Consider the following 22,744-nt stretch of genomic DNA (forward strand, 5'->3'; position numbering starts at 1 on the left):
TGTGCCTCCTCAGAAGTAGCGCAGCCAGACGTAGCCCCACGCGATGACCACCGTGATCAGCGTGGTGACGGTGCCGTAGCGGGTGAACTGCCAGAACGAGATGGGATGGCCGTGGCGCGCGGCGATGCCGAGCACGACGACGTTGGCGCTGGCCGCCACCGCCGTGCCGTTGCCGCCGAGGTCCGCGCCCAGGGCGAACGCCCACCACAGCGCGCGGCCCGTGCCCGCATCCGGCGTCTGGGCCACGACGTCCTCCACGACGGGGGCCATCGTCGCCACGTACGGGATGTTGTCGAAGAACGCCCCGAGTACGGCGGAGCCGAACAGCAGCGCCGTCGCCGCGGCGAAGAAGTTGTCGCCCACCGCGTCGACCGCCCACGACCCGACCGCGTGGATGACGCCCGTCTCGACCAGCCCGCCGACCATGACGAACAGGCCCATGAAGAACACGAGCGTGGTCCACTCGACCTCGGCCAGGTAGTCGGCCGACTTCACGCCGGTGACCAGCACCATCGCGCCGGCACCCAGCAGGGCGACGATGGCCGGCTCCAGATGCATCACCGAGTGCAGGCTGAACGCCGCCACGACGACCGCGAGGATCGCCAGGCACTTGACGAGCAGCCGGCCGTCGGTGATCGACTTTCGTTCGTCCAGCGCCAGCACCTCGGCGACGCGCTCCGGATGGTACTCGAAGGATTTTCGGAAGAGCACCCGCGCGAGCAGCACGAAGAGCACGAACAGCACCACGACGACCGGGGCCATGTTGGCCAGGAAGTCGTTGAAGGTCAGCCCGGCCCGGCTGCCGATGATGATGTTCGGCGGGTCCCCGATGAGCGTCGCGGCGCCGCCGATGTTGGACGCCAGCGCCTCGGCGATGAGGTACGGCGCCGGCGAGATGCCGAGTTTGCCGCAGACGACGACGGTCACGGGCGCCACCAGCATGATCGTGGTGACGTTGTCGAGGAACGGCGAGGCGATCGCCGTGATCACCATGAGCAGGACCATGAGGCGGTACGGCCGCCCGCGCGACCGCTTGGCCGCCCAGATGCCGAGGTACTCGAAGACGCCGGTCTGTTTGATGATCCCGACGATGACCATCATGCCGAGCAGCAGGAAGATGACGTTCCAGTCGATGCCGGCGTGCTCGGAGAAGAACACGTCGTGGCCCGGCACGAAGCCGAGCAGGGCCATCAGCCCGGCGGCGGTGAGCACCACCGCCACGCGGTGCACCTTCTCGGTGGCGATCAGGATGAACGCCACCGTGAAGATCGCGAGTGCGAGACAGGCGCTCACGGCGTCACCTCCGCTGCGCTCCGGCGCCGCCATGAGTCCTGACTGAGCTGTCGATTCGCTCGCTGACGCTCGCTCATGGCGCACCGCCTGGCGGGCCGTGGTCGCGAAGGGTATGGGGTGTCCGCGGTGCGGGCGCGCTTGCCCGCACCGCCGGGTAGCGGTACATGGTTGAGGTCCTCCGGAAATGACGTGTCGCGCCGACGGTCGGGGACCGGCGGCGTCAGGACAGGGCTACGACCTCAGGCGGAGGCTGGTGGGCCGCGGCAACCGGCCGCGGGGAGGGCGCGCGTCGACAGGGGCGCGACGGTGTGCCGGGCGCGGGCGACGGCGAGGCCGCCGACGGCGAACGCGACCGCCACGGGCAGGATCGCGAGCAGGCTCCCGATGGGTGGGACGGTGTCCGGGTCGTCGGGCAGGGCGACCGCGACGGCCGCGCTGGCGGCGGCGCGGGGCGCGACCTGGAAGGTGTCGCCCGGCAGGGCGGTGTGCGCCGCGCTGAGCCCGATGAGGAGGGCGGTCAGCGCGAGGGCGGCGAGCAGCGCGACGGACCGGGGTGCGCGGGCGGGTCGGATCGCCATCGGGCCACCTCCCGTCGGGTCGCTGGTCAGGACAGTGTACCCAACGCCCCCGGTGACCTAGCGAGATAACCTACTTAACCGATGGACTTTCGAGCCATCGTGTGATCCCATGGGGGCATGCGAGCGAGCGTGATCCTCATCCGCCGCCGCCACGTGGACTTCGGCCTCCTGGCGGCGAGTGCCTGTCGCCGTTCGGCCCGCGCCTGACGCGCCGCCCGAACCCCTTCCGCACACCCCTCCGCCACGCCGACGTGGTCCCTCCGCGCCCGACGAACGGGAGCCAGCCATGACAGTCACGGTTCTGCGTACCCATACCCCCCGCAACACGCGGCCGCTCGGCCCGCCGACGCCCCGCACCATCGCCCGCCGGCGGGGGGCCGACCCGCCCGCCGAGGTCACCCTCACCGTCGGCGTCACGCTCGCCGGCGACCGGCCGCACCGCGACGCACTCGAGTTCATCGACGCCCTCAACCGCCTCGCCGAGCAGGTCGGCGCGACGTTGAGCATCACGTCGGGCCCGGAGTCGGACGCCGTCGCCGACGTCCGGCCGATCGGGCTGGTCGAGACCACGCCGACGGAGTTCGAGTTGGACCCGTGGACCCGTGTCGTGCGCCGCCACGGCACGCCGGTGCAGCTCACCAAGGTCGAGTACGACCTGCTGGAGTTCCTCGTCGACAACCCCCAGCAGGTGTTCACCCGCCGGCAGTTGCTCGGCCAGATCTGGCGCGACGACCGGTCCGGCCGGCGCACCGTCGACGTCCACGTCAGCCGGCTGCGCGCCAAGCTCGGCGCCGACATCGTCACCACCACCCGCGGCGTCGGCTACCGGCTCACCGACGGCGCGCCGATCACCGTCGTCCACCACCGCCCGAACGGAGACGTCCATGAGTAATGAGGAGCGCAAACGCCTGCACATCAGCGAGGACTGGGCCGCGACCGTCGTCGGTCTGCTCCTCATCGCGCTGATCCTCACCGGGGTCATCACGAAGGGGGTGCTGCAGTAATGGCCACGACGTTGCGGCTCCCGCGGCGACCACCGAGGAGCGACCCGCGAACAGCCCGGCCAGGATCGCGTGGATCGCCGGCGGCATCGTCGTCGTCCTCGCCCTGGCGTACCTGACCAAGCTGCTCGACAAGAACGTGCCCACCTGGCTGGCCGACACCGGCCTGCTGTCGGGTGGCATGCAGCAGCGGGCCGCGATCGCCCGGGCGCTCGCGCCGGGGGCCGCGCATCCTGCTGCTGGACGAGCCGTTCGCGGCGCTCGACGCGCTCACCCGCGAGCGCATGCAGGAGGAGCTGCGGTCGCTGTGGCAGGTCACCGGCACCACCGTGATTCTCGTGACGCACAGCCGGGACGAGGCCGCCTACCTGGGCACCCGCATCGTCGCGCTGTCGGCCCGACCGGGTCGGGTGGTCCTGGACCAGGTCTCCGGCCTGCCCAGGTCGGCGGAGCCGCGGCATGCGGTGGAGTTCGTATCCACCCGGGACAAGGTGCTGGACCTGGTCCGCTCGGTCGCCCGCTGATCGGGGCAGCGGCCGGCTGACCGGGCGTGCACAATGTCGCGATGTTCGGACGTCGATCACGCAAGGCACCGGTTTCCTCCGACGGCCTGCTCACCCAGACCATCGCCCGTCACTTTCCGAACGCCACCATTGACGGGCAGACGGTGCGGCTCGGGGTGGGCGACCTCGCGATCACCTGCCACGTGCCCGGGGTCGATCCGACCGGTGGGCTGCAGGCCGCCAGGTTGTACTTCGAGATCACCGGCGTGGTGGGGGACACGCCGATCTTCGCCTCGGTGAGCGGATACGGGGAATCGCGGGAGACCGCGATCGTCGAGGGTGCCTGCCAATGGGCGTGCGCGTTCGGGCCGGTCCTGCAGGCCGGGGTCACGGGCCAGCCGGTTCCCACGGCAGGCGCGTTTCCCGACGCCGAGGAGTTCGAGACCGTCCTGGGTGGACGGCGGTTCCGTGTGGTGGTGGCCGCGATGGACCGCTCGATGCTCTTCGCCCCCGGCCCGTCGCCCCAGGAGCGCATCGCGGCGGCGCGGGCGCGCTTCGCCGATCGTTGGCTCACGGCCGCAGTGCTGGATTCCGGGACGCTGCCCGTGCACGCGATGGCGAGCGGCGCCCTGCTGAGCGCGTTCGTCCTGGACATCCACGACCACCGTTCGGTGGAGGTGAAAATCAACGGCGCCGACTGGCCGGGGTGCACGGGCATGTTCGAGCACGTGGCGGCGGAGCCGTTCGGCGGTATGACGCTCCTGCGGGAGCTGGCCATGCTGGTTCCCGTGGACGTCGCAGCGCCGTCGTCCGGTGTGGACCTCACCCGGGACGAGTTGACCCGGACGCTCGCGGCGTTCGACCCGTCGACAGCCGGGCCGTCGCGTGCCGAAGGCTGGCCGGGGTGGCATCACCACAAAGGAGCGCTCGCCGTCCCGCTGACCGGGGAAGAACTGGCCGCCGTCGAGCGGAAGACAGGTCCGCTGCCGAACGACTACCGCGCTTTCCTCACTGAGGTCGCTGCCGTTGGCGCTGGTCCGGGTTACGGCCTCGAGTGGCCCCGTCGGATCGGCGACGCCGTGCTGCTCGCGCACGCGGGGTGCCACGTCGCGTGGGTGTTGCGGCTCGACGGGCCGGAGCGAGGCCAGGTCTGGGTCGACGCGGTCGGTTCCGACAAGACGTACGCCAAGGTCGCCGACTCGTTCACCGAGTGGTACCGGGCATGGTCGGATGCGGCGGTCCGTCAGGACGGGCCGTGGATCCAGTGGAACAACCTGTCCTGCGCCTCGGCGGACGTGCTGGGGCAGTTCGCGCAGAATATCGCGGACAGGTCGGACTGGGTTGGGCCCGTCAGCCTGACCGACGTGGTCCCGCCGGGGTGCCTGGCCATGGTCGGCGGCGGTGTCTACCTGCCGGACGGTTCGCCGCTTGATCCGTGCCACGGGTGCGTGGACCTGGCCGGCCGGTTCGGCCTGCCACCGGAGACATTCGCCCGAGGGCTGCCGTCCACTCCCGGGGCCGGGTAGCCGCCCGGGAATCAGCGCGCGGCGGCGCGCACCGCGAGGGCGGCGTGCACGGCGTCGGCCGCCGCCGCGTCGGACACCCCGAGCTGGCGGGCGAGCGCCGCGTACGTGTGGGCGGCCTCGTCCAGGCGCGAGCGGATCTCGGCCTCGGTCAGCCGGGCGGCCTGGTCGGCGACCGTGGTGCCGTGCCGGACCCGGCTCGTCACCAGGCCCTGCGACTCCAGCTCCCGGTAGGACCGGGCGACCGTGTTCGCGGCGATCCCCAGGTCGGCGGCGAGTTGCCGGATAGGGGGCAGCTGCGCGCCCACCGGCAGCGTCCCGGTGGAGATCATCGTGGCGAGTTGGGCGCGGATCTGCTCATACGGCGGGACCGCGCTGGCGGGGTCGACCTCGACGATCACCGGGCGACGGCCTCCGTCGTGACGGCGCCGGCGGGCGGGGCGGACCCGGGCCGGTCCGGCCCACGCAGGGTGGCCAGCACGTAGCCGAGAACAGGGACCACGAGGACGCCCAGGCCGTTGATGGCGGTGATCGCCTCGGCAGCCCGGCCGCTGGTCGGCAGGACGGCGAGCTGGGCCATGACGCAGTAGAGCACGAGCGTGCCGCCGGCGGCGCCGAGCGCGTGCAGCGACCGGGACCGGACGGCGTCGTCGGCGGCGATCACGTCCGGTGCGGCCGCCGGCTGGGGCCGCCGCAGCACGACCCGCCCCGCCAGTCCGACCAGGACCACGACGGTGGCGGCGAGCAGGAACAGCCAGAGGCCTTCGAGCCCGACGGGTCGGCCGCTCGCGGCGACGATAGCCGTCGCGAGCGCGACCAGCGCCGACAGCCCGGCGGCCACCGGCAGGTAGGCCCGCGCGACGGGGCCGACGTAGGTGGCCGGGCGGCGCACGGTCAGTGACGCGGCGCGCCGCTCGCCGTGCCGCAGGTGCGCCACGCGCGCCTCGGCCGCGAGCGCCCCGACGAACCAGCCGGCGAAGAGCGCGATCGACGAGATGGTGAAGCCGTGGTGCAGCGCGCTGATCGTGATCGAGGCGAGGTAGCCGACGACGATGCCGGCCGCGCGCCAGCGCCGGGTGGTGGCCAGATAACGGATCACCGTGCCGCCGTTGTCGGGGGTGATGGTCAGGTTCTGCCGGCGGGCGAAGCGGGCGACCCGGAAGCGGGTCACCGGCCCGTACGAATAGTGGATCGCGAGCAGGACGGGCGCCAACGCGATAAACCCGAGCAGCCCGAGCACGCCCAACCTCACCGACACGCCGGCCTCCTCTTGTCGCGGTCTTGCTCAATGTAGCAAGTCATTGCTACATTGAGCAAACGAACCGGGGAGGGTGACCATGTCGGCGCTGCTCAGCGACGAGGTGTGGGCGCGGTTGGATCCGCATGAGGGGCGCCTGACGCGCCGCACGGCGCTGCGCCTGTGGCTGACCATCGGCGCGGCCATGCTCGTCGCGTCGGCCGGCTTCGCCGCGTGGTGGGCCGGCCTGGTGACCCCGCGGGTCGCCTGGCCGGGTTCGAGCGCCTACGGCATGGACGTCGAGACCAGGGGCACGTTCCGCTACCACCTTCTCGTGGCCAACGAGGGCCTGACCGACGTCACCGTCACCGGCGTGGGGCGGTCGGGTCCGGGGCTGCGCCTCACCGGCACCTCGGGCGCGGGCGTGACGCTGGGCCCGGGCGCGCAGTCAATCATCGTCCTGGAATACGAGGTGACCGACTGTGCCGCCGTGCCGACCGGGGCGTGGCCGGTGCCCGTCCAGGTGACCTGGCTGTGGGGCGACCGCACGGTCGACGTGCAGCCGGACACGCACCTCTCGGCGGACGCGCCCGACAGCTTCTCCTACACGGGCGACCGCTCGCCGTACGACGTCGAATGGCAGCGCGCGGCCGCCGACATGGCCTGCGGGTACAGCAACGACTAGGCGGACCGGGTGGGCCAGTCAGGCGCCCGGCCCCACCTCGATGGCGTCGAGGTCGCGGACGGCGAACCGGTGGTGCTCCCACTCCTCCTCGAGGATGACGTGCAGGCACGAGCGGACGGTCTGCGGGTGCTCCGGATTGTGCGGGTTTCTCCGCGCGGCGGCCAGATCCTCCGGGGTGATCCTGGCCAGGACGTCGCGCACCATGGACACGCGGTCGGCCCGGGCCTCGAGCACCTCGGCGTAGGTCGGGGTGTGGGTGGTGAAGACCGACATGTCGAAGGCGTCGTTGCCGGTGTGCATCAGCCCGAGGGGATGGAACGGCTGCTCCAGCTCCATGATCGCCCTGCCCAGCCACATGTCCGTGGCCAGCACCAGGTGCCGCAGCGTCTGCGCGAACGACCACTCGCCGTCGACCGTGACGTCGACGGTGCCGGCTGGCATCGCCGCCGCACGATCGAGCGTGGCCGCCCAGGTGCGCTCGAGCGCGGCCCAGGCCGAGCGCAGGCCGTCCGGATCCGCGGCCCGCCGCTCGGCGCGCCCGGGGAAGCGCCGGTTGAGCTCGGTATCGACGAACGGTGCGACGTCGACGCCGTTGACGCGCAGCACGCTCCCGTCCTCCGAGAGCCACGGGGCGTCGATGTCCGACCCCGCGATGTCGACCCCGCGCATCACCACGCCGGACAGGTCGCACTCGACGAACCGCGCGCCCCTCAGGTTCACGTCACGGAACTCCGCGTTCCGCAGGTCGTCGGACTGGCTGAAGGTCGCCATGAGATTCTCCTCTTCGGGTGCGGCCACGGCCCGGAGCTTACGGACCTCCACCGACATGTTGACGGCGTGACGGGCGGTCAGCTCGGCGCCGATGTGGGCCAGTTCGGCGCGGACGGCGTCCGGATCGACGACCTCGACGAGGAAGCCCCAGCCGGCGAGCGTGCGCGCGATGTCCAGCGCCGTGGGCGCCGAGACGCGCAGCCGCGCCCGGCCGTCGTCCGTCCTGCCGTCCGGGTGGCAGTGCCGGCCGAAGTGGTCGCGCAGGATCGGCGCGAACCGGGTGTCGATGAGGACGGTCGCTGAGGTCGTCGAACGCTTCGCCTCGACCTCGCCGACCACCCGCCGCCACGCCTCGTCGAGCGCGAACTCGTTCGGGCGGTCGAACCGCCCGTCCGTCGCCTCGGCCGCCACGATCCGGTCCACCCGGAAGGTGCGCTGCCCCCGGTCGGTGCCCGCGACCAGGTACCAGACCTCGTCCTTGTCGACCAGCCCCCACGGGTCGACCAGCCGCTCCGTGCGCTCGCCGGTGCGGCCACCGTAGGTCAGCCGGACCCGGCGGCGGGCCACCACGGCGTCCTGCAGGCGGTCGACCAGCGCCGGCCGGTCCCGCTCGCGGTCGCCCCAACGGGTCGGGTCGACCATCGTCGCGCCCGCCGCCGCCTCAGCGTCGGCCCGGAACGTCTGCGGGAGCGCCCGGACCAGCTTGCGCAGCGCCGACCGGGCCGCGCCGCTGTCCGTCGTGGCGGGGCCGAGCAGCAGGAACAGCGCCCGTGCCTCGGTCGCCGACAGCCCACTGAGGTCGGTACGCGCGCCACCGACGAGCGACCAGCCGCCGCCCCGCCCCGGCTGCGGGTACACCGGCACGCCCGCGGCGGACAGCGCCTCCAGGTCACGTCGCGCCGTCGCGACGGACACCTCCAGCTCCCGCGCCAGGTCGGCCGCGGTCACCCGCCCACGGTTCTGCATCAGCAGGAGTACGGCCACGAGCCGGTCAGCCCTCATGCCCGTAAGACTGCCCGAGAAAGTACTCAGAAGGTGAGCACTTTAGGCGCGACGCTGGTCAGGTCACCGAACGAGAGGAAGAACCCGATGTTGCGCGGACTCACCACCGTCAGCTTCTTCGCCGAGGACGTGGACGCGGCCCGGCGCTGGTACGCCGAGCTGCTGGGGGTCGACGCCTATTTCACGCGGCCGGTCGACGGGCCGCCGCGCTACGTCGAGTTCCGCCTCGGCGACCACCAGCACGAGCTGGGCATCGTCGACGCCCGGTTCGCCCCGCACGGCACGGACCGCGTCGGCGGTGCGGTCGTCTACTGGCACGTCGACGACGTCGACGCGACCGTCGGGCGGCTGCTCGCCCGCGGCGCGACCGTGCACGAGAAGGCCACCGAGCGCGGTCCCGGTTTCGTGACCGCGTCGGTGGTCGACCCGTTCGGCAACGTGCTGGGCGTGATGTTCAACCAGCACTACCTCGACGTGCTGTCCAGCGCGTCGGCGTAGGCCTTGGCGAGGGCGGCGGCGTCGGGCAGCCGGGCCTCCACGACCGGCAGGCCCGGCGCCACGTCGGCGCCGAGCTCGGCCAGGAGCTGGGCCAGCAGCGCGGCCGCCGCCTCCGCCTGCGGCGCGATGCCCGCCGTCACGACCGGCACGGCCCGCTTGCCGGCGAGGGCGTTGGCGGGCAGCTGGTCGAGCAGCACCTTGAGCACGCCGGTGTAGCTGCCCTTGTACGTCGGCGTCGCGACCACCAGGACCTCCGCCCCGCGCAGCGCCGCCACGGCGGCGGCGGTCGGCTCGTCGCCGGGCGTCATCAGGCCCGCGCCGAGCGCGCCGACCTCGATGGTGGTGGGGGCGTCGAGGCCCAGCCGCTCGGCGATGGCGTCGCCGACGGCGCCGGCCAGCGTGGACGTGCGCGACCCGGCGCGCGGGTTGCCGGAAACCACGACGATGCTCACGGACTCTCCCTCGATATGAAGCCGATACCATATTAACCCTATGGGAATTAAGAAGGATGCCGCAAGGCCTGGCCAGCCTAACCCACATTGCCTATGGTTTTAGTAGGCAATGCCCTTCGGTGACGGGAGCGACCATGCGGCGGACGACAGCGGTGATCGGCGGCGGATGCTCGGGGGCGCTGGTCGTCCTGCAGGTGTTGCGATGTACCGACGACGACGTGCTGCTGATCGAGCCCGGCACGCCCGGCGCCGGCGTGGCGTACGGCGCGGCCAAGCCGTGGCACCTGCTCAACTCCCGGGCGGGCGCGATGAGCGCCGACCCCGACGACCCCGGGCACTTCGTGACCTGGCTGCGCGGCCGGGGCATCGCGGCCGACGCCGACGCGTTCGTGTCCCGCCGGCACTTCGGCCGTTACCTCTACGCGAGCCTCGAGGCCGCCGCGTGCGCGTACCCCGGGCGGCTGCGACTGTTCGACTCCCCGGTCGCGCGCGTCAGCACGGGCGCCGACGGGTGCGCCCTGGTGCTCGACGACGGCCGGCGCCTGCTGGCCGACCGGGCCGTGCTCGCTGTGGGGGGTTCCGGCGGCGGGACCCCGGCGGCCGTCACCGGGGCGGCGCGCACGCATCCCGGCTACGTCGCCGACCCGTGGGTGCCCCGGGCGCTCGACGCCGTCGGGCGCGGCGCGCCGGTCCTGCTGCTGGGCACCGGCCTCACCGCCGTCGACGTCGTCCTCAGCCTGGCCGAGGCGGGACACCTGGGCCCGGTCACGGCGGTGTCCCGGCACGGGCTGCTGCCGCGCGCCCACGGCCCGGCGGCCCCGCCCGTCACGCTGCGCTACGAGACCCGGCTGCGCCCCCTGGTCCGCCAACTGCGCGAGGCGACCGGGCGCGGCGACTGGCGGCCGGTCGTGGACGGCCTGCGGCCGCACCTCGACGCGCTGTGGTCCGGCTTCGACGCCGCGGAGCAGGACACGTTCCTGCGGCACCTGGCCCGGCACTGGGAGGTGCACCGGCACCGGATGGCGCCCGTGGTGGCCGACAAGGTCGACGCGCTGCGCGCGGCGGGGCGGCTGACCGTCGCCGCCGGGCGGCCGACCCGCGTCGGGCCGGACGGCGACACGCTCGCGGTGACCTTCGAGGACGGTCGTCGCGCCGACTACGGCGCGGTCGTGGTATGCACCGGCTCGTGCCGGCTGCCCGAGGCGGCCGGGCCGCTGCTCACCACCCTGCTGGCCGACGGCCTCGTGCGGCCCGGGCCGCACGGGCTCGGCCTCGACGCGGACGCCGCCGGCCGGCTGCGCGACACGACGGGCCGTACCCACGACCGACTGTGGACGGTCGGGCCGCTGCGACGGGGCGGGCTGTGGGAGACCACCGCCGTGCCCGAGATCCGCGCCCAGGCCCGGGCGCTCGCCGAGCGCCTGGCCGGCACCGTCGCGGTGGCCACGGAGTCCATCCGACCGATCGGCGTGGGGTACGACCGGCTGGCCGCCTGAAGCTCCGCTCCGCCCCGTCGGGTTCGACGGAGCGGAAATTACATTCATGCTGGCGAATAGGACCTGCTCGCGTCGCGTATCGACAGGCGTCACGATGGCGGCTACCTCCTTCCCCCTCGCGAGGAGCCGTACCCGTGTGCATCTCCCGACGCCGAATGGCGATCATGGTCATTGCCGTCGTGACGGTCCTCACCGGAGGGTTCGCGGTCGCCGTCGCCGTCGCCGTCGCCGTCGCCCCGCGGCTGCGGCCGGCTGCAGCGTCGTCTATTACTTCAGGACCGGGGTGACGGTGAACAACAGCGCTGTGGGCGGGCGCAGCGTCCAGACCTGGCTGTACGACCCCAACGTGACGAGCACGAAGAACTCGGCGGGGGAGTGCGTGCTGAGCTCCACGACGTACTCGACGCGCTGGCCGGCCATGCTCAACGGGATGAAGTCGGGCGACTTCCTGATCGTCCAGTTCGGCATCAACGACGGCGACGCGAACGGCCCCCGGCACGTCGGCTCGGCCCGGTTCAAGGAGCTGCTCGGGGTCATGGCGAGGGCCGCCAGGGCGCGCGGCGCCAGGCCCATCTTCGTCACGCCGTCGCGGCCATCACCTGCAGTGGCAGCACGGCCGTCGGCAACCGGGGCTTCTCGCGGAGACCCGCGACGCGGCGAGCGCCAATGGGGCGTACCTCATCGACCTGCGCACCGTGAGCGTGAACCTGTACAACTCTCTGAAGCTGTGCCCCAACAACGGCGACTACACGACGGGCGCGGTCGGCGCGTTCCTCTGCAACGACCACACCCACGTCGAGGCCGTCGGCGCCAACCAGATCGCGGCCGTGGTCGCGACGGCGATTCGCAACCAGGGCATTCCGCTCGCGACGCACCTGAAGTAGGAACCGCAGGGTCCTGCCGGGGCGGTGACCGTGGTCCCGCCCCGGACAGGGCCTTGTGCCCTGCTCGGGGCGGGGGTGGCGGGCGCACGATTTCCGTGTTGGCAAACCCGCCGGCCCCCTCAAGGAGATCGAGAAAATGAAGCGTCGGACCCTGGACATCCTGTTCGGCACCGGCGGCCTGGTACTCGCCGGACTGCTGTTGATCGCGGGCATCGTCCTGAACAGCAACGCGAACTTCGCTAAGACCTACGTCGCCGACCAGCTCAGCGAGCAGCACATCAAGTTCACCGCCGCGGACAAGCTCAGCGACGAGGAGAAGAAGGCCGCCTGCCTGGTGGAGTACGCCGGCAAGGCGCTGACCACGGGCAAGCAGGCCGAGTGCTACGCCAACGAGTACATCGGTCTGCACATCAAGAACATCGCGGGCGGCAAGACCTACGCCGACCTCGGTGGTGTACAGAGCGGGCTCAAGGCGCAGGTCGCCGAGGCCACGGCCGCCAACGCCCCCAACCTGGCCGACCTGCAGAAGCAGCTCGACGGCGTGACCGCCCAGCGCGACACCCTCTTCAAGGGCGAGAGCCTGCGCGGCCTGCTGCTCACCTCGTACGGGTTCAGCGTCTTCGGTGACAAGGCCGCCCAGGCCGCGTGGGTCGCCTTCGGCGCCGCCGGACTGCTGCTCCTGCTCGGCATCGCCGGCCTGATCCACGCTCTGATCACTCCGAAGACCAAGGGCTTCGCGGTCCCGGAACCCGAGAACGTCGCCGCGACAGTCTGACTCCCTCCCTATCCCCCGGGCACGGTGCCGGGTCGCGACAGCGGCCCGGCACCGTGTTGTGTGTGGCGTGGCTCACTAACCGGGCTTGCGGAAGCCTTGAGGTACCGGCGGGACCTTCGACCCTGTTGGGTCTGGCGGTTCGGCAGGGTACAAAGTATGGGTGATCCGAGTCTTTCTTCTTGATGACCATGAGGTCGTCCGTCGCGGCCTGCACGAGCTGCTCGACGCCGAGGACGACATCGAGGTGGTCGGGGAGTCGGGCTCGGCCGTCGAGGCCGCCCACCGGGCCCCCGCGCTGCGCCCCGACGTGGCGATCCTCGACGCGCGCCTGCCGGACGGCAACGGCATCGACGTGTGCCGCGACATCCGCTCGGTCGACCCCTCCATCCGTGGCCTGATCCTCACGTCGTACGAGGACGATGAGGCCCTGTTCGCCGCCATCATGGCCGGCGCGTCGGGCTACGTGCTCAAGCAGATCCGGGGCACCGACCTCGTCGACGCGGTGCGCCGGGTGGCCGCCGGGCAGTCGCTGCTCGACCCGGCCGTCACCCAGCGCGTGCTCGAGCGCATCCGCCACCCCGTCGAGGAGCCGCAGGAGCTCAAGTCGCTCACCGAGCAGGAGCGCCGCATCCTGCAGTACGTGGCGGAGGGCCTCACCAACCGCGAGATCGCGGCCAAGATGTTCCTCGCCGAGAAGACCGTCAAGAACTACGTGTCGAGCCTGCTCGCCAAGCTCGGCCTGGAGCGGCGCACCCAGGCCGCCGTGCTGGCCACCCGCCTGTTGGGCGAGCGCCGGTAGGGCGGTCGGCCCGGGCGGGTGACGACGGGTCGCCCGCGCGGGTGTCAGGAGGCGGATTCACGGTCGGTTCCCAGCGAGTTCCGACACAGCGGCGTCAGCCTGCAGACATGACGGCCACGCTGGAGGGTGCACCCCCGATAGCCCGGCCGGTCGCCCGCGCGACGACGCGGCGACCGGGTCCGTGGTGGCGGGACGCGGCGGGCGCCGCCGCGATCGCGACCGTCATCGTCGTCCTGGCGCTGTGGACCGGCCACGGCGGGGTGCAGGCCCTCGGCGCCGCCGACCACGGCCTCACGGCGCTCGGCCGGCTCACCGGGCTGCTGTCGGCCGACCTGATGCTGCTGCAGGTCCTGCTCATGGCCCGCGTCCCGTGGATCGAGCGGGCGTACGGGCAGGACCGGCTGGCCCGCAAGCACCGGCTGTTCGGCTTCTGGTCGTTCTGGCTGCTCACCGCGCATATCGCGCTCATCACCCTCGGGTACGCCGCGACGACGCGCACCGGCGTCCTCGCGCAGGCGTGGCGCCTCGTCACGACGTACCCCGGAATGCTTCTGGCCACGGCGGCGGCCGGGCTCATCGTCGCCGTGGTGGTGACGTCCGTGCGGGCGGCCCGGCGGCGGCTGCGCTACGAGTCGTGGCACCTCATCCACCTGTACGCCTACCTCGGCATCGCGCTCGCGCTGCCGCATCAGCTCTGGACCGGCGAGGATTTCGTCGCCACCGGTTGGGCCCGCGTCTACTGGTGGACGCTCTACCTGTCCGCGCTGGCCGCCGTGGTGGTGTTCCGGGCGGGCCTACCGTTGTGGCGAACGCTGCGGCACCGGCTCGTCGTGGCGCGCGTGACGACCGAGGCGCCCGGCGTCGTGTCCGTCTACCTGCGCGGACGCCGGCTGCACCGGTTGCCGGTGCGGCCCGGGCAGTTCCTGCAGTGGCGTTTCCTCGACGGCCCGGGCTGGTCGCGCGCCCATCCCTACTCGCTGTCGGCCGGACCCCGGCCGGGGGAGCTGCGCATCACGGTCAAGGACGCGGGCGACGGCAGTGGCCGCGTGGCGCGGCTGCGGCCCGGCACGCGCGTCCTGGTCGAGGGCCCGTACGGGGCGCCGACCGCCGGGCCGCCGAGCCGCCGGCCCGTGGTCATGTTCGCGGCCGGGATCGGGATCACCCCGTTGCGGGCGCTGCTGGATGACCCGGACATCGCGGGCCGCCCGGTGGTGCTGCTGTACCGGGTGCGCGATCCTCGGGAGGCGGTGTTCGCCGGCGAGCTCGAGGCGATCGCCGCCGCCCGGCCCCTGCGGGTGGTCTACCTCGCCGGGCCGCGCCCGAACCGGCCGTCGTTCCTGCCGGCGTACCTGGTCGGGCGGGGCGACGACGACGCGGTCGTGCTGCGCCGGCTGGTGCCGGACGTGGCATTCGCGGAGGCATACCTGTGCGGGCCGGGCGAGTGGATGGCCGCCGCGCGGCGGGCGCTGCGCGCGGCCGGGGTGCCCGCGCAGCGGATCAGGGCGGAGGAGTTCGCGTGGTGACGTCGGGGCGGGGAGGCCGCTGATGCGCAGGATCACGATGGCGTTCATGGCCACGGTCGCGGTGGTCGTGCTGCTGTTCAGCTACCGCACGAGCACGGCCGGCCCGCCGCGCGGCGGCGGCACGGTGATCGCGACGGGCGCCGCGCCCGAGGGAGTGGTGGATTCCGGGGAACCTTCACCCCAGCCCACCAGGAAGTCGACGACCGCCAGGAGCGTCACCGTCAACGGACCCGCCGTGCAGACCCGGTGGGGACCCGTGCAGGTCCAAGTGAAGATCAAATCAGGGAAGATCACAGACGTCGTCGTGCTGCAGCAGCCCGCCGGCAACCCCCGCGACGCGGAGATCAACCGGTACGCCCTGCCGATCCTGCACGACAAGGTCATCGAGGCGCAGAGCGCCGACGTCGACACGGTGAGCGGGGCGACCGTCACCAGCGAGGGCTACCTCCGGTCGCTGCAGGCGGCCCTCGACAAGGCCAACTTCCGCTCATGACGGACCGCGTCGGTTGGCGCCGGGTCGAGCAGATCATGGGTACGGCCATCAGCCTGGACATCGCCGACCCGCTGCCGCCCGACGAACTGGCCGCCGCCACCGACGAGGTGTTCGCGTGGCTGCGGCTGGTCGACGCGCGGTTCAGCACGTACCGCGACGACAGCGAGGTGAGCCTCATCGGGGCGCTGCCCGAGGCGCGGCGCAGCGCCGACCTGCGGCACGTGCTCGACGAGTGCGCCCGGCTGTGGGAAACGACGGGCGGGTACTTCGACGCGTACGCCACCGGCCGGTTCGACCCGTCGGGGTACGTGAAGGGCTGGTCGGTGCGGGTGGCCTCCGAGCAGCTCGCCGCTCGCGGCGTCGGCAACCACTGCCTCAACGCGGGCGGCGACGTCTGTCTGCGCGGTCGCAGCTCGTCGGGTCGCCCCTGGCGGGTGGGCATCCGGCACCCCTCGCAAGCGTCCGGCCTGTCCTGGGTGCTGGAGCTGACCGACGCGGCCGTGGCCACGTCCGGCAGCTACGAGCGCGGTCCGCACGTCGTCGACCCGTTCACCGGCCGGGGCGCGACCGCGCTGCGCTCCGTCACCGTCGTCGGCCCGGACCTTGGGGTGGCCGACGCGTACGCCACGGCCGCCATGGCCATGGGCCGCGCCGGCGTCGCCTGGCTCGCCGAGCTGCCCGACCACGAGTTCGCCGTGGTCGCCGACGACGGCCGCACGTACCGGTCGGCCGGCCTGCCAGCCGTCGCCTGAGTCCGTCCGTCACCCCGAGGAGTGCCGGTCGGCCCTGCCGGATCCCATCGGCGCCGGTGACTCTGAGACCGTGGACGCTGTGGCGGTACGGGCGCGCGAGGAGACACAGTCCGGACTTTCCCGAGCGGAGGCCGCGCGGCGGCTGGACCGCGACGGGCGCAACGAGGTGCCGCCACCGAGGCCGCCTCGCATCTGGCGCCGCGTCGCCCGCCAGCTCGCCGACCCGCTCGTTGCGCTGCTGCTCGTCGCGGCCGTCGTCACGGTCGCGCTCGGCGACCTGACCGACACCGCCGTCATCCTCGGCGTCGTCATCGTGAACACCGCGATCGGCGTCGTCCAGGAGGTCCGCGCCGACCGCGCCATCACCGCCCTGCACCAGCTCGCCGCGCCGACCGCCCGGGTGCGCCGCGACGGCGCCGACCAGGTCGTGTCCGCCGCCGAGGTGGTGCGCGGGGACCTGCTCGTGCTCGCCCAGGGCGACATCGTGCCGGCCGACGCCGCGCTGCTGGAGGCGAGCCAGCTCAGCCTCGACGAGTCCGCCCTGACCGGCGAGTCCGTGCCCGTCGTCCGGGCGGTGCCCGACGACGTGTCGGCCGGCACCGTCGTGCTCACCGGCCGGGCGCTCACCCGGGTCACCCGCACCGGCGCCGACAGCGCGCTGGGCAGCATCGCCGCCCTGGTCGCCGCGACCCGACCCGGCCCCACCCCGCTGCAGCGGCGGCTGTCCCAGCTCGGCCGGACGCTCGGCCTCGTCGCCGTCGCGCTCTCCGCCCTCGTCATGGTCCTCGGCATCGCCAACGGCCAGCCCGTGGGGGAGATGGCCCTCGCCGCGGTCAGCCTCGTCGTCGCCGCCGTGCCCGAGTCGCTGCCGGCCGTGGTGACCCTCGCGCTCGCCCTCGGTGCGATGCGCATGGCGCGCGGCCACGCGATCGCCCGCCGCCTGCACGCCGTCGAGACGCTCGGCTCGGTGACGCTGCTGGCCACCGACAAGACCGGCACCCTCACCGAGGGCCGCATGGGCGTGCGCCGCGCGGTGACCCCCACCGGCGACGGGATCGAGATCCAGGGCCGGGGGTACGACCCGACGGGCTCGGTGTCCGCACAGGTCACCGGGCTGGAGGAGCTGGCAACGGCCGTCGCTTTGTGCAACGACGCGCAGCTCGCGCCGCCCTCGGCCGACAGCCCGGTGTGGACGTCGCTCGGCGACCCGGTGGAGGGCGCGCTGCTCGCCTTCGCCGGGCGGTGTGGCCTCGATGTCGCCGCGGTGCGGGCAGGGTCGCCCCGTGTGGCGGAGGAGCCGTTCGACGCGCTCACCCGCCGCATGGTCACGGTGCACCGGCGCGACGGCGGGCTCGTCGTCGCGTGCAAGGGCGCCCCTGAGGTCGTACTCGATGAATCTGTCACCGACTGCCCGGCGGCGGTGCGCGACGCCCTCACCGCGGCGGCCCGGTCGCTGGCCGACGGTGGGCTGCGGGTGCTCGCGGTCGCGGGCGGGCCGGTCGACTCGGCCGAGGACGGGCTGCGCGCCGCCGGCCTCGCGCCGTTGGGGCTGGTCGGCATCGGCGACCCGGTGCGGCCCGAGGCGGCGTCGACCACCGCCGCGCTCGACACGGCGGGCATCCACCTGGTCCTCATCACGGGGGACCACCCGGCCACGGCGGCCGCCATCGCCGGCGAGGTCGGCATCGCCACCGACGGGGTCGTCTCGTTCGATTCCGGGGACGGGTCTGTCGACGACGCGCGGGTGTTCGCGCGGGTCCGGCCCGAGCAGAAGCTCGACATCGTCGCCGCGCTGCAGGAACGCGGGCACATCGTGGCCATGACCGGCGACGGCGTCAACGACGCCCCGGCGCTGCGCCGCGCCGACATCGGTGTGGCCATGGGCGCGGGCGGCACCGAGGTCGCCCGGCAGGCCGCCGACCTGGTCCTCACCGACGACAACCTGGCCACCGTCGCCACCGCCGTGCACGAGGGCCGGCGCATCTACGACAACATCCGCCGCTTTCTGGGGTACGGGCTGTCCGGCGGGCTCGCCGAGATCGTCGTGATGCTGGTCGGGCCGGCGTTCGGGCTGGCCGTACCGCTGCTACCGGCGCAGATCCTGTGGGTCAACCTGCTCACGCACGGCCTGCCCGGGGTGGCGCTGGGCGCGGAGCCCGCCGAGCCGGGGAACATGCGTCGGCCGCCACGGCCCCCGTCGGAGTCGGTCCTGGGACGAGGGCTGGTGGCGGTGGTGCTGTGGACCGGCGCGGCGATCTCGCTGGTGGTGCTCGGGGTCGCGGTGTGGGCGCGGGAGACCGGGGCGCCCTGGCAGTCCATGGCGTTCGTGACGCTGGGGTTGGCCCAGCTCGGCGTCGCGCTCGCGGTGCGGGTGCCGCGGCGGCACGGTGTGCCGGGCAATCCGTCGCTGTTCGCGGCCGTCGCGTTGTCGGCGTTCCTGCAGGTGGCGGCCGTGGCGTTCGGGCCGCTGCGGACGCTGCTGGGCACCGAGCCGCTGTCCGTCGCGCAGCTCGCGGGCTGCCTCGTCGTGTCGCTGCTCCCCGGCCTGGCGGTCGCGGCTGTCACGGCGCTCCGCCGCCGCTAGCGGACCTTGGGGGCGATCACCTCCTATGGGCCGTGATCGCCCCCAAGATTCACCGCTGCACGCTCCAGTTGAGCACCGTGATGCCGCGCGCGTTTGTCCGCGAGTCAGTGATGTTCACCTTGACCAGTAGGCGCTTCTGCCCGGCGCCGGCTGTGCAGGTGCCTGAACCGGGGCACAGGTACACCTTGAGCCAGACGACCGTCCGACTCGGTGCGGGGCTCTTCTCCGGGATCGCGAACATCGGGGTCGGCGCGAGTGTGTTGCCGGTGCCGTCCACGCTGAAGCGGTTGACGATGACGCCGGCATGGAAGTAGAACTCCAGCTCCTTCTTGAGGCTCAGGTCCACCCAGTCCTGCGGCGCGTAGACCGTGCCGAGGATGTGGGCCTTGAAGTCGTTGGCGTTCTTGTCCGTGGTGATGAGTGCGCAGGTGAAGCTGTCCACGCAGTTGGTGGCGTTGGTCTGCCGTCCCAGCATGGTCCCGGTGCGCTGCTTCGAAACGGGACTCGTGATGGTGTAGCCGAGGTTCTCCATGAGGCCCTGGATGACGATCGGCGGTGCGGCTTCCCGGTACCGGCCGCAGAGAGCCACCTGCGCGTCGTTCTCGATCAGCAGGCGGGCCTTCCTGCCGAAGACGAACGTCACACCGTCATCGGTATCGGGGTGCGTCCACGGGGTCGTGTCGTCCGGCGGCACCGGACTCACGCACGCGCCCGCCAGGTTGGTGATGTTGGTGCTGTTCTTGTAGTTGCCCGTCATCTTGCCGCCGATGACGTTTCCGTCGACCATTTTCCAGACGCCGTCGAAGTCGAAGAAATAGTTGCCCGGCTTGAAGTGGTACAACTTGTTCTTGCAGGACATGGCCTTGTTGAGCTTGTCCCAGTCCGTGTAGAGGCCCGGTTCGAACGTGATGGGGTTGGCCGGGTTGGTCTGACACGTCGGGACGTCGGTCCGGTCGACGACCGGGGCGGGCGGCGTGCTGTAGACCGGAGCAACCGCGTCCACGCCCGGGTTGGTGCAGGCCGTGGGGGTGATGTTGCCGGAGCACGTACCGCGCGCCTGAGTGCCGCCGATCGCGTTCAGGGTGCCGTGGAAAATGTTGACGTCGGCGTTGGCGACGACTCCGCCCTTGACCTTCATCGTGCTGCTGGTGCCGTTGATTTTGGCGTAGATCGCGTCGTTGTCAGGGATCGTTCCAGGCCTGCCGAGCACGGTGAGGGCGTTCGCCGGACGGTTGTGTGAGTTGACGTCGGCCAGATCGCTGTTGGTGCCGTCCAACTGGCACTCCACCATCGCCGAGCCGGCAACACCCGCATCGGTGTAGAAGTTGGGCAGGGTCAGCGTGGACCCCGACCCGAAACAGTTGCTCCCGTCCTGCAGGTCGTAGGTGTTGCCCGTGATGCGGTCGATGGCCGCCTTTGCCGCCCCGTCGGCGGCCGACGCCGTGGCCGCCTGGGAGCGCAGCGCGCGGGTTGTCCGCAGGTTGGTCTCGGCGAACGACAGGACCACGCCCATGACCACCGCGACCACGGTAATGAAGATCAGCGCGAGGACGAGCGACGCGCCGGAATCATCGGCGAGCCTGGCGCGTCGCGCGGCGATGGCACGGAAAACGCGCGTCATGTCTGCCTCCTCTGTCCGATGAGGATGTGCTCGTAGGTGGCCGTGCTGGCCTCGTTCTTGATGACCAGACGAAGGGTGATCTTCTGCGGGATGTCGGGGTAGTTCGCACACGCCACGGGCGTACAGTCCGCCGGACCCGCGTCGACGAGGTTGTGGACCAGGACGATGTTCGACACCGGCGTGGTGCTCGCCCCGACACAGACGATGCGTCGCAGCTGCTTCTCCGTGCCGACTGTCGTCACGATGTACGCCGCCCGGACGATCGGCGGTGGGGTGACCGATGCACTGGTGGGGTCGTCCCAGGCCAGGCGCACGACGGCGTTGGGTGTTCCGGCGCCACCGCACGCCCGGCCAGAGACTCCGCCGGACGCCGGCGCGTTCGTCTCGACGGACTGCAGGAGCGGGAACGTCGTGTCCGTCCACTTGCGTACGCCGAGGCTCTCCACGTCCTGCGCGAAGTACGCCGCGGCGATCTGCAGGTCGTGTGACTCGGACAGCCGCCCGGTCGTCTTGTCGATATTGCGCATGAAGGTGATCAGACCGCTGGCGAGCGGCCCGACGATAATGCCGAGTAGCACGATCGCCACCAGCAGTTCGGTGAGGGTGAAGCCGCGGTCGTCACGCCGTGGGGCAAAGCGGGTCAGCATGGCGTGTCCGTAGGTCGGCAGGGCTTGCGGATGACCAGTTGCAGCTCTTCCTTGGCCCGGTTGTCCGTGCTCCGTACGGACAGGGTGATTCGCCGCAGCGTTCCGCTGTCGACGCAGGCGCCGAAGGTCCCGGTCGAGCCGTTCCATCCCTCCGACATGTCGATGGAACGGACGTAGCCGGCGGGCGCCGTGTAGACGCCTTCGTACGTGGCCTTCATCGCCGAGCAGCTCTCCACGTAGCCGGTCGCGGAGCTGGCGAGCCGGTTCTCGATCGCCTCGGCGAAGTCGCGGACGGACGCGCCGGCCGTGGCCTGCTTGCGGTGCTGGTCACTGATCCGCACGCTCGTGGCGATGCCGCCCATGATGACGGCGATCGCGGTCGCCATGAGAGTAATCGCGACGAGCAGCTCGATCAGGGTCTCACCCCGGTCACCGCGCTGGCGTGGGGCGTTCATCTACAACGCCCCCGAGTTGAAGATGCCGTACATGGCCTGGACGAGCGCCAGTGCTACAAAGCCCACGATGACACCCATGACGACGATGACGGTTGGCTCGAACAGGCTGGTGACCTTCTTGAGCTTGTAGTCCAGTTCGCTCTCGAAGTAGTGCGCGGTGACGTCGAGCTGGTCGTCCAGTGTGCCGGTGTCCTCGCCGACCCGGATCATGCGGGCCGCGGTGGAGGGGAACAACCCGGTCCGGGCCAGCGGCGTGGCCAGGCCCTGGCCCTCCAGCATCGCTTCCTGCACGTGGCCGAGCGAGCGGATGAAGACCCGGTTGCGCAGGGACGCCGTCGCGACGCGGAGCGCCTCGGGCAGCGCCACACCAGCCCCGGCCATGGAGGACATGACCCGGCAGAACCGCTCCACCAGCGCCGTCCGCACCGCATCGCCGATGACCGGTGTACGTAGCAGGATGCGGTCGCGCAGCAGCCGGCCGCCCTCGGTGCGCAACGCCAGGAAGATGATCAATGCGAGTGCCACCAATGAGCCGCCCATTGCCGGCCACCAGTCGATGAGGAAATCGGTGAGCCCCATCAGCATGCGCGTGGACAGCGGCAACTCCGCGTCGAGGCTGGCGAAGAACTCCTTGAACTGCGGCAGCGTGAACACCGACAGTACGACGACGGTAACCAGCGACATTCCCGCGATCATCGACGGGTAGATGGCCGCCGCCTTGATCCGCCGCCGGGCTTCCATGTCGCGTTCCAGGTACTTCGCAAGCTGGTCGAGCACGGTGTCGAGCTGGCCGGTCAGCTCCGCTGAGCGCAGGATGCCGCGGTAGAACTCGGGGAACACCTTCGGGTAGCGGTCGAAGCAGTCCGACAGCGTCTCCCCGTGGCGCAGGCCCCCCTCCACGTCGGCCATGAGCTTGCGCAGCGTCGGGTTGCCGGCCTCCTCACCGAGGGTCCGCACGGCCTCGATGAGCGGCAGGCCCGCGCGGATGAACGCGCCGAGCTGGCGGGAGAGGTGCATGACCTCCTCGCGCTTGACCCGCTTTGGCGTGATCTCCATCTGGAGAAAGCTCTTCTTCTCCTTGGCCGGCGGCGGCGCCGACGCGGCCGCCGCCGCGGTCGCGAGCCGCGACGTCGGCGCGGCCGGCGGCTGGAGCAGCAGCGGATCGCCGGGTG

24 protein-coding genes are annotated in these 22,744 nt (G+C 72.0%); 13 read left to right on the forward strand and 11 right to left on the reverse strand.

Going from position 1 to position 22,744, the window contains the following annotated elements:
* Window positions 1-9: 9 nt before the first annotated feature.
* Both ABD211_RS31280 and ABD211_RS31285 read right to left on the reverse strand, forming a co-directional pair.
* The gene (locus tag ABD211_RS31280) at window positions 10-1,293 is read right to left on the reverse strand and encodes an ArsB/NhaD family transporter (protein ID WP_344139706.1); all 1,284 of its coding nucleotides are present in this window, start codon (window positions 1,291-1,293) and stop codon (window positions 10-12) included.
* Between the two features lie 239 nt (window positions 1,294-1,532).
* Window positions 1,533-1,871 carry a hypothetical protein gene (locus ABD211_RS31285; RefSeq protein ID WP_344139709.1) on the reverse strand — a complete coding sequence of 113 codons (339 nt, stop codon included), beginning with the start codon at window positions 1,869-1,871 and terminating at the stop codon, window positions 1,533-1,535.
* A gap of 286 nt (window positions 1,872-2,157) precedes the next feature.
* Here ABD211_RS31285 and ABD211_RS31290 point away from each other — a divergent pair, with 286 nt between their 5' ends.
* From ABD211_RS31290 to ABD211_RS31300, 3 genes are all read left to right on the forward strand, one after another.
* On the forward strand, window positions 2,158-2,763 hold the full coding sequence (locus ABD211_RS31290; protein ID WP_344139712.1) for a winged helix-turn-helix domain-containing protein: 606 nt from the start codon (window positions 2,158-2,160) through the stop codon (window positions 2,761-2,763).
* A gap of 285 nt (window positions 2,764-3,048) precedes the next feature.
* Window positions 3,049-3,396 (forward strand): hypothetical protein, encoded by a 348-nt coding sequence (locus ABD211_RS31295; RefSeq protein WP_425560572.1) that lies wholly within the window; start codon window positions 3,049-3,051, stop codon window positions 3,394-3,396.
* Between the two features lie 41 nt (window positions 3,397-3,437).
* Window positions 3,438-4,901 carry an SMI1/KNR4 family protein gene (locus ABD211_RS31300; protein WP_344139715.1) on the forward strand — a complete coding sequence of 488 codons (1,464 nt, stop codon included), beginning with the start codon at window positions 3,438-3,440 and terminating at the stop codon, window positions 4,899-4,901.
* A gap of 11 nt (window positions 4,902-4,912) precedes the next feature.
* Here the strand turns inward: ABD211_RS31300 and ABD211_RS31305 are convergent, their stop codons facing one another.
* Both ABD211_RS31305 and ABD211_RS31310 read right to left on the reverse strand, forming a co-directional pair.
* Window positions 4,913-5,299, reverse strand: a complete 387-nt coding sequence (locus ABD211_RS31305; RefSeq protein WP_344139718.1) for a GntR family transcriptional regulator — start codon at window positions 5,297-5,299, stop codon at window positions 4,913-4,915.
* Window positions 5,296-6,156 carry a hypothetical protein gene (locus tag ABD211_RS31310; RefSeq protein WP_344139722.1) on the reverse strand — a complete coding sequence of 287 codons (861 nt, stop codon included), beginning with the start codon at window positions 6,154-6,156 and terminating at the stop codon, window positions 5,296-5,298. The genes ABD211_RS31305 and ABD211_RS31310 overlap by 4 nt, the downstream gene beginning before the upstream one ends.
* A gap of 79 nt (window positions 6,157-6,235) precedes the next feature.
* Between ABD211_RS31310 and ABD211_RS31315 the strand changes: the two genes are divergently transcribed.
* Complete coding sequence (locus tag ABD211_RS31315; protein WP_344139725.1) at window positions 6,236-6,820, forward strand: hypothetical protein; 585 nt, start codon at window positions 6,236-6,238, stop codon at window positions 6,818-6,820.
* 18 nt (window positions 6,821-6,838) lie between these two features.
* Here ABD211_RS31315 and ABD211_RS31320 read toward each other — a convergent pair whose 3' ends face one another.
* Window positions 6,839-8,593 (reverse strand): DinB family protein, encoded by a 1,755-nt coding sequence (locus ABD211_RS31320; protein ID WP_344139728.1) that lies wholly within the window; start codon window positions 8,591-8,593, stop codon window positions 6,839-6,841.
* An 87-nt stretch (window positions 8,594-8,680) separates the two neighbouring features.
* Here ABD211_RS31320 and ABD211_RS31325 point away from each other — a divergent pair, with 87 nt between their 5' ends.
* Entirely contained in the window at window positions 8,681-9,091 is a 411-nt protein-coding gene (locus ABD211_RS31325) for a VOC family protein (protein ID WP_344139731.1), read from the forward strand.
* Here ABD211_RS31325 and ABD211_RS31330 read toward each other — a convergent pair.
* Complete coding sequence (locus tag ABD211_RS31330; RefSeq protein ID WP_344139734.1) at window positions 9,058-9,543, reverse strand: NADPH-dependent FMN reductase; 486 nt, start codon at window positions 9,541-9,543, stop codon at window positions 9,058-9,060. The two genes, ABD211_RS31325 and ABD211_RS31330, sit on opposite strands and share 34 nt — an antisense overlap.
* Window positions 9,544-9,677: 134 nt before the next feature.
* Here ABD211_RS31330 and ABD211_RS31335 point away from each other — a divergent pair, with 134 nt between their 5' ends.
* Complete coding sequence (locus ABD211_RS31335; RefSeq protein WP_344139737.1) at window positions 9,678-11,039, forward strand: FAD/NAD(P)-binding protein; 1,362 nt, start codon at window positions 9,678-9,680, stop codon at window positions 11,037-11,039.
* A 267-nt stretch (window positions 11,040-11,306) separates the two neighbouring features.
* Here ABD211_RS31335 and ABD211_RS31340 read toward each other — a convergent pair whose 3' ends face one another.
* Window positions 11,307-11,621: a hypothetical protein gene (locus tag ABD211_RS31340; protein WP_344139740.1), complete on the reverse strand. Its 315-nt coding sequence runs from the start codon at window positions 11,619-11,621 to the stop codon at window positions 11,307-11,309.
* 113 nt (window positions 11,622-11,734) lie between these two features.
* Here ABD211_RS31340 and ABD211_RS31345 point away from each other — a divergent pair, with 113 nt between their 5' ends.
* From ABD211_RS31345 to ABD211_RS31375, 7 genes are all read left to right on the forward strand, one after another.
* The gene (locus tag ABD211_RS31345; RefSeq protein WP_344139743.1) at window positions 11,735-11,923 is read left to right on the forward strand and encodes a hypothetical protein; all 189 of its coding nucleotides are present in this window, start codon (window positions 11,735-11,737) and stop codon (window positions 11,921-11,923) included.
* A 136-nt stretch (window positions 11,924-12,059) separates the two neighbouring features.
* Window positions 12,060-12,698, forward strand: a complete 639-nt coding sequence (locus ABD211_RS31350) for a hypothetical protein (protein ID WP_344139746.1) — start codon at window positions 12,060-12,062, stop codon at window positions 12,696-12,698.
* A 160-nt stretch (window positions 12,699-12,858) separates the two neighbouring features.
* On the forward strand, window positions 12,859-13,497 hold the full coding sequence (locus ABD211_RS31355; protein WP_344139749.1) for a response regulator: 639 nt from the start codon (window positions 12,859-12,861) through the stop codon (window positions 13,495-13,497).
* A gap of 107 nt (window positions 13,498-13,604) precedes the next feature.
* The gene (locus tag ABD211_RS31360; protein WP_344139752.1) at window positions 13,605-15,020 is read left to right on the forward strand and encodes a ferredoxin reductase family protein; all 1,416 of its coding nucleotides are present in this window, start codon (window positions 13,605-13,607) and stop codon (window positions 15,018-15,020) included.
* Between the two features lie 22 nt (window positions 15,021-15,042).
* Window positions 15,043-15,513, forward strand: coding sequence for an FMN-binding protein (locus tag ABD211_RS31365; RefSeq protein WP_344139755.1), 471 nt, complete (start codon window positions 15,043-15,045; stop codon window positions 15,511-15,513).
* A gap of 35 nt (window positions 15,514-15,548) precedes the next feature.
* Window positions 15,549-16,265 (forward strand): FAD:protein FMN transferase, encoded by a 717-nt coding sequence (locus ABD211_RS31370; protein WP_344139777.1) that lies wholly within the window; start codon window positions 15,549-15,551, stop codon window positions 16,263-16,265.
* Window positions 16,266-16,335: 70 nt separating this feature from the next.
* Window positions 16,336-18,849, forward strand: a complete 2,514-nt coding sequence (locus ABD211_RS31375; RefSeq protein WP_344139758.1) for a cation-translocating P-type ATPase — start codon at window positions 16,336-16,338, stop codon at window positions 18,847-18,849.
* 49 nt (window positions 18,850-18,898) lie between these two features.
* On the opposite strand, the gene ABD211_RS31380 is transcribed toward ABD211_RS31375, so the two are convergent.
* From ABD211_RS31380 to ABD211_RS31395, 4 genes are all read right to left on the reverse strand, one after another.
* Window positions 18,899-20,470, reverse strand: coding sequence for a hypothetical protein (locus ABD211_RS31380; protein ID WP_344139761.1), 1,572 nt, complete (start codon window positions 20,468-20,470; stop codon window positions 18,899-18,901).
* Window positions 20,467-21,117 carry a prepilin-type N-terminal cleavage/methylation domain-containing protein gene (locus tag ABD211_RS31385; RefSeq protein ID WP_344139764.1) on the reverse strand — a complete coding sequence of 217 codons (651 nt, stop codon included), beginning with the start codon at window positions 21,115-21,117 and terminating at the stop codon, window positions 20,467-20,469. Before ABD211_RS31385 ends, ABD211_RS31380 begins: the two co-directional genes overlap by 4 nt.
* Entirely contained in the window at window positions 21,111-21,572 is a 462-nt protein-coding gene (locus ABD211_RS31390) for a type IV pilus modification PilV family protein (RefSeq protein ID WP_344139768.1), read from the reverse strand. The genes ABD211_RS31385 and ABD211_RS31390 overlap by 7 nt, the downstream gene beginning before the upstream one ends.
* Window positions 21,573-22,744: type II secretion system F family protein (locus ABD211_RS31395; protein ID WP_344139771.1), on the reverse strand; the 1,172-nt coding region annotated here is incomplete at its 5' end. It abuts the gene before it with no gap.

Source organism: Luedemannella flava (assembly GCF_039528515.1).
In the GTDB taxonomy this organism is placed as follows: domain Bacteria; phylum Actinomycetota; class Actinomycetes; order Mycobacteriales; family Micromonosporaceae; genus Luedemannella; species Luedemannella flava.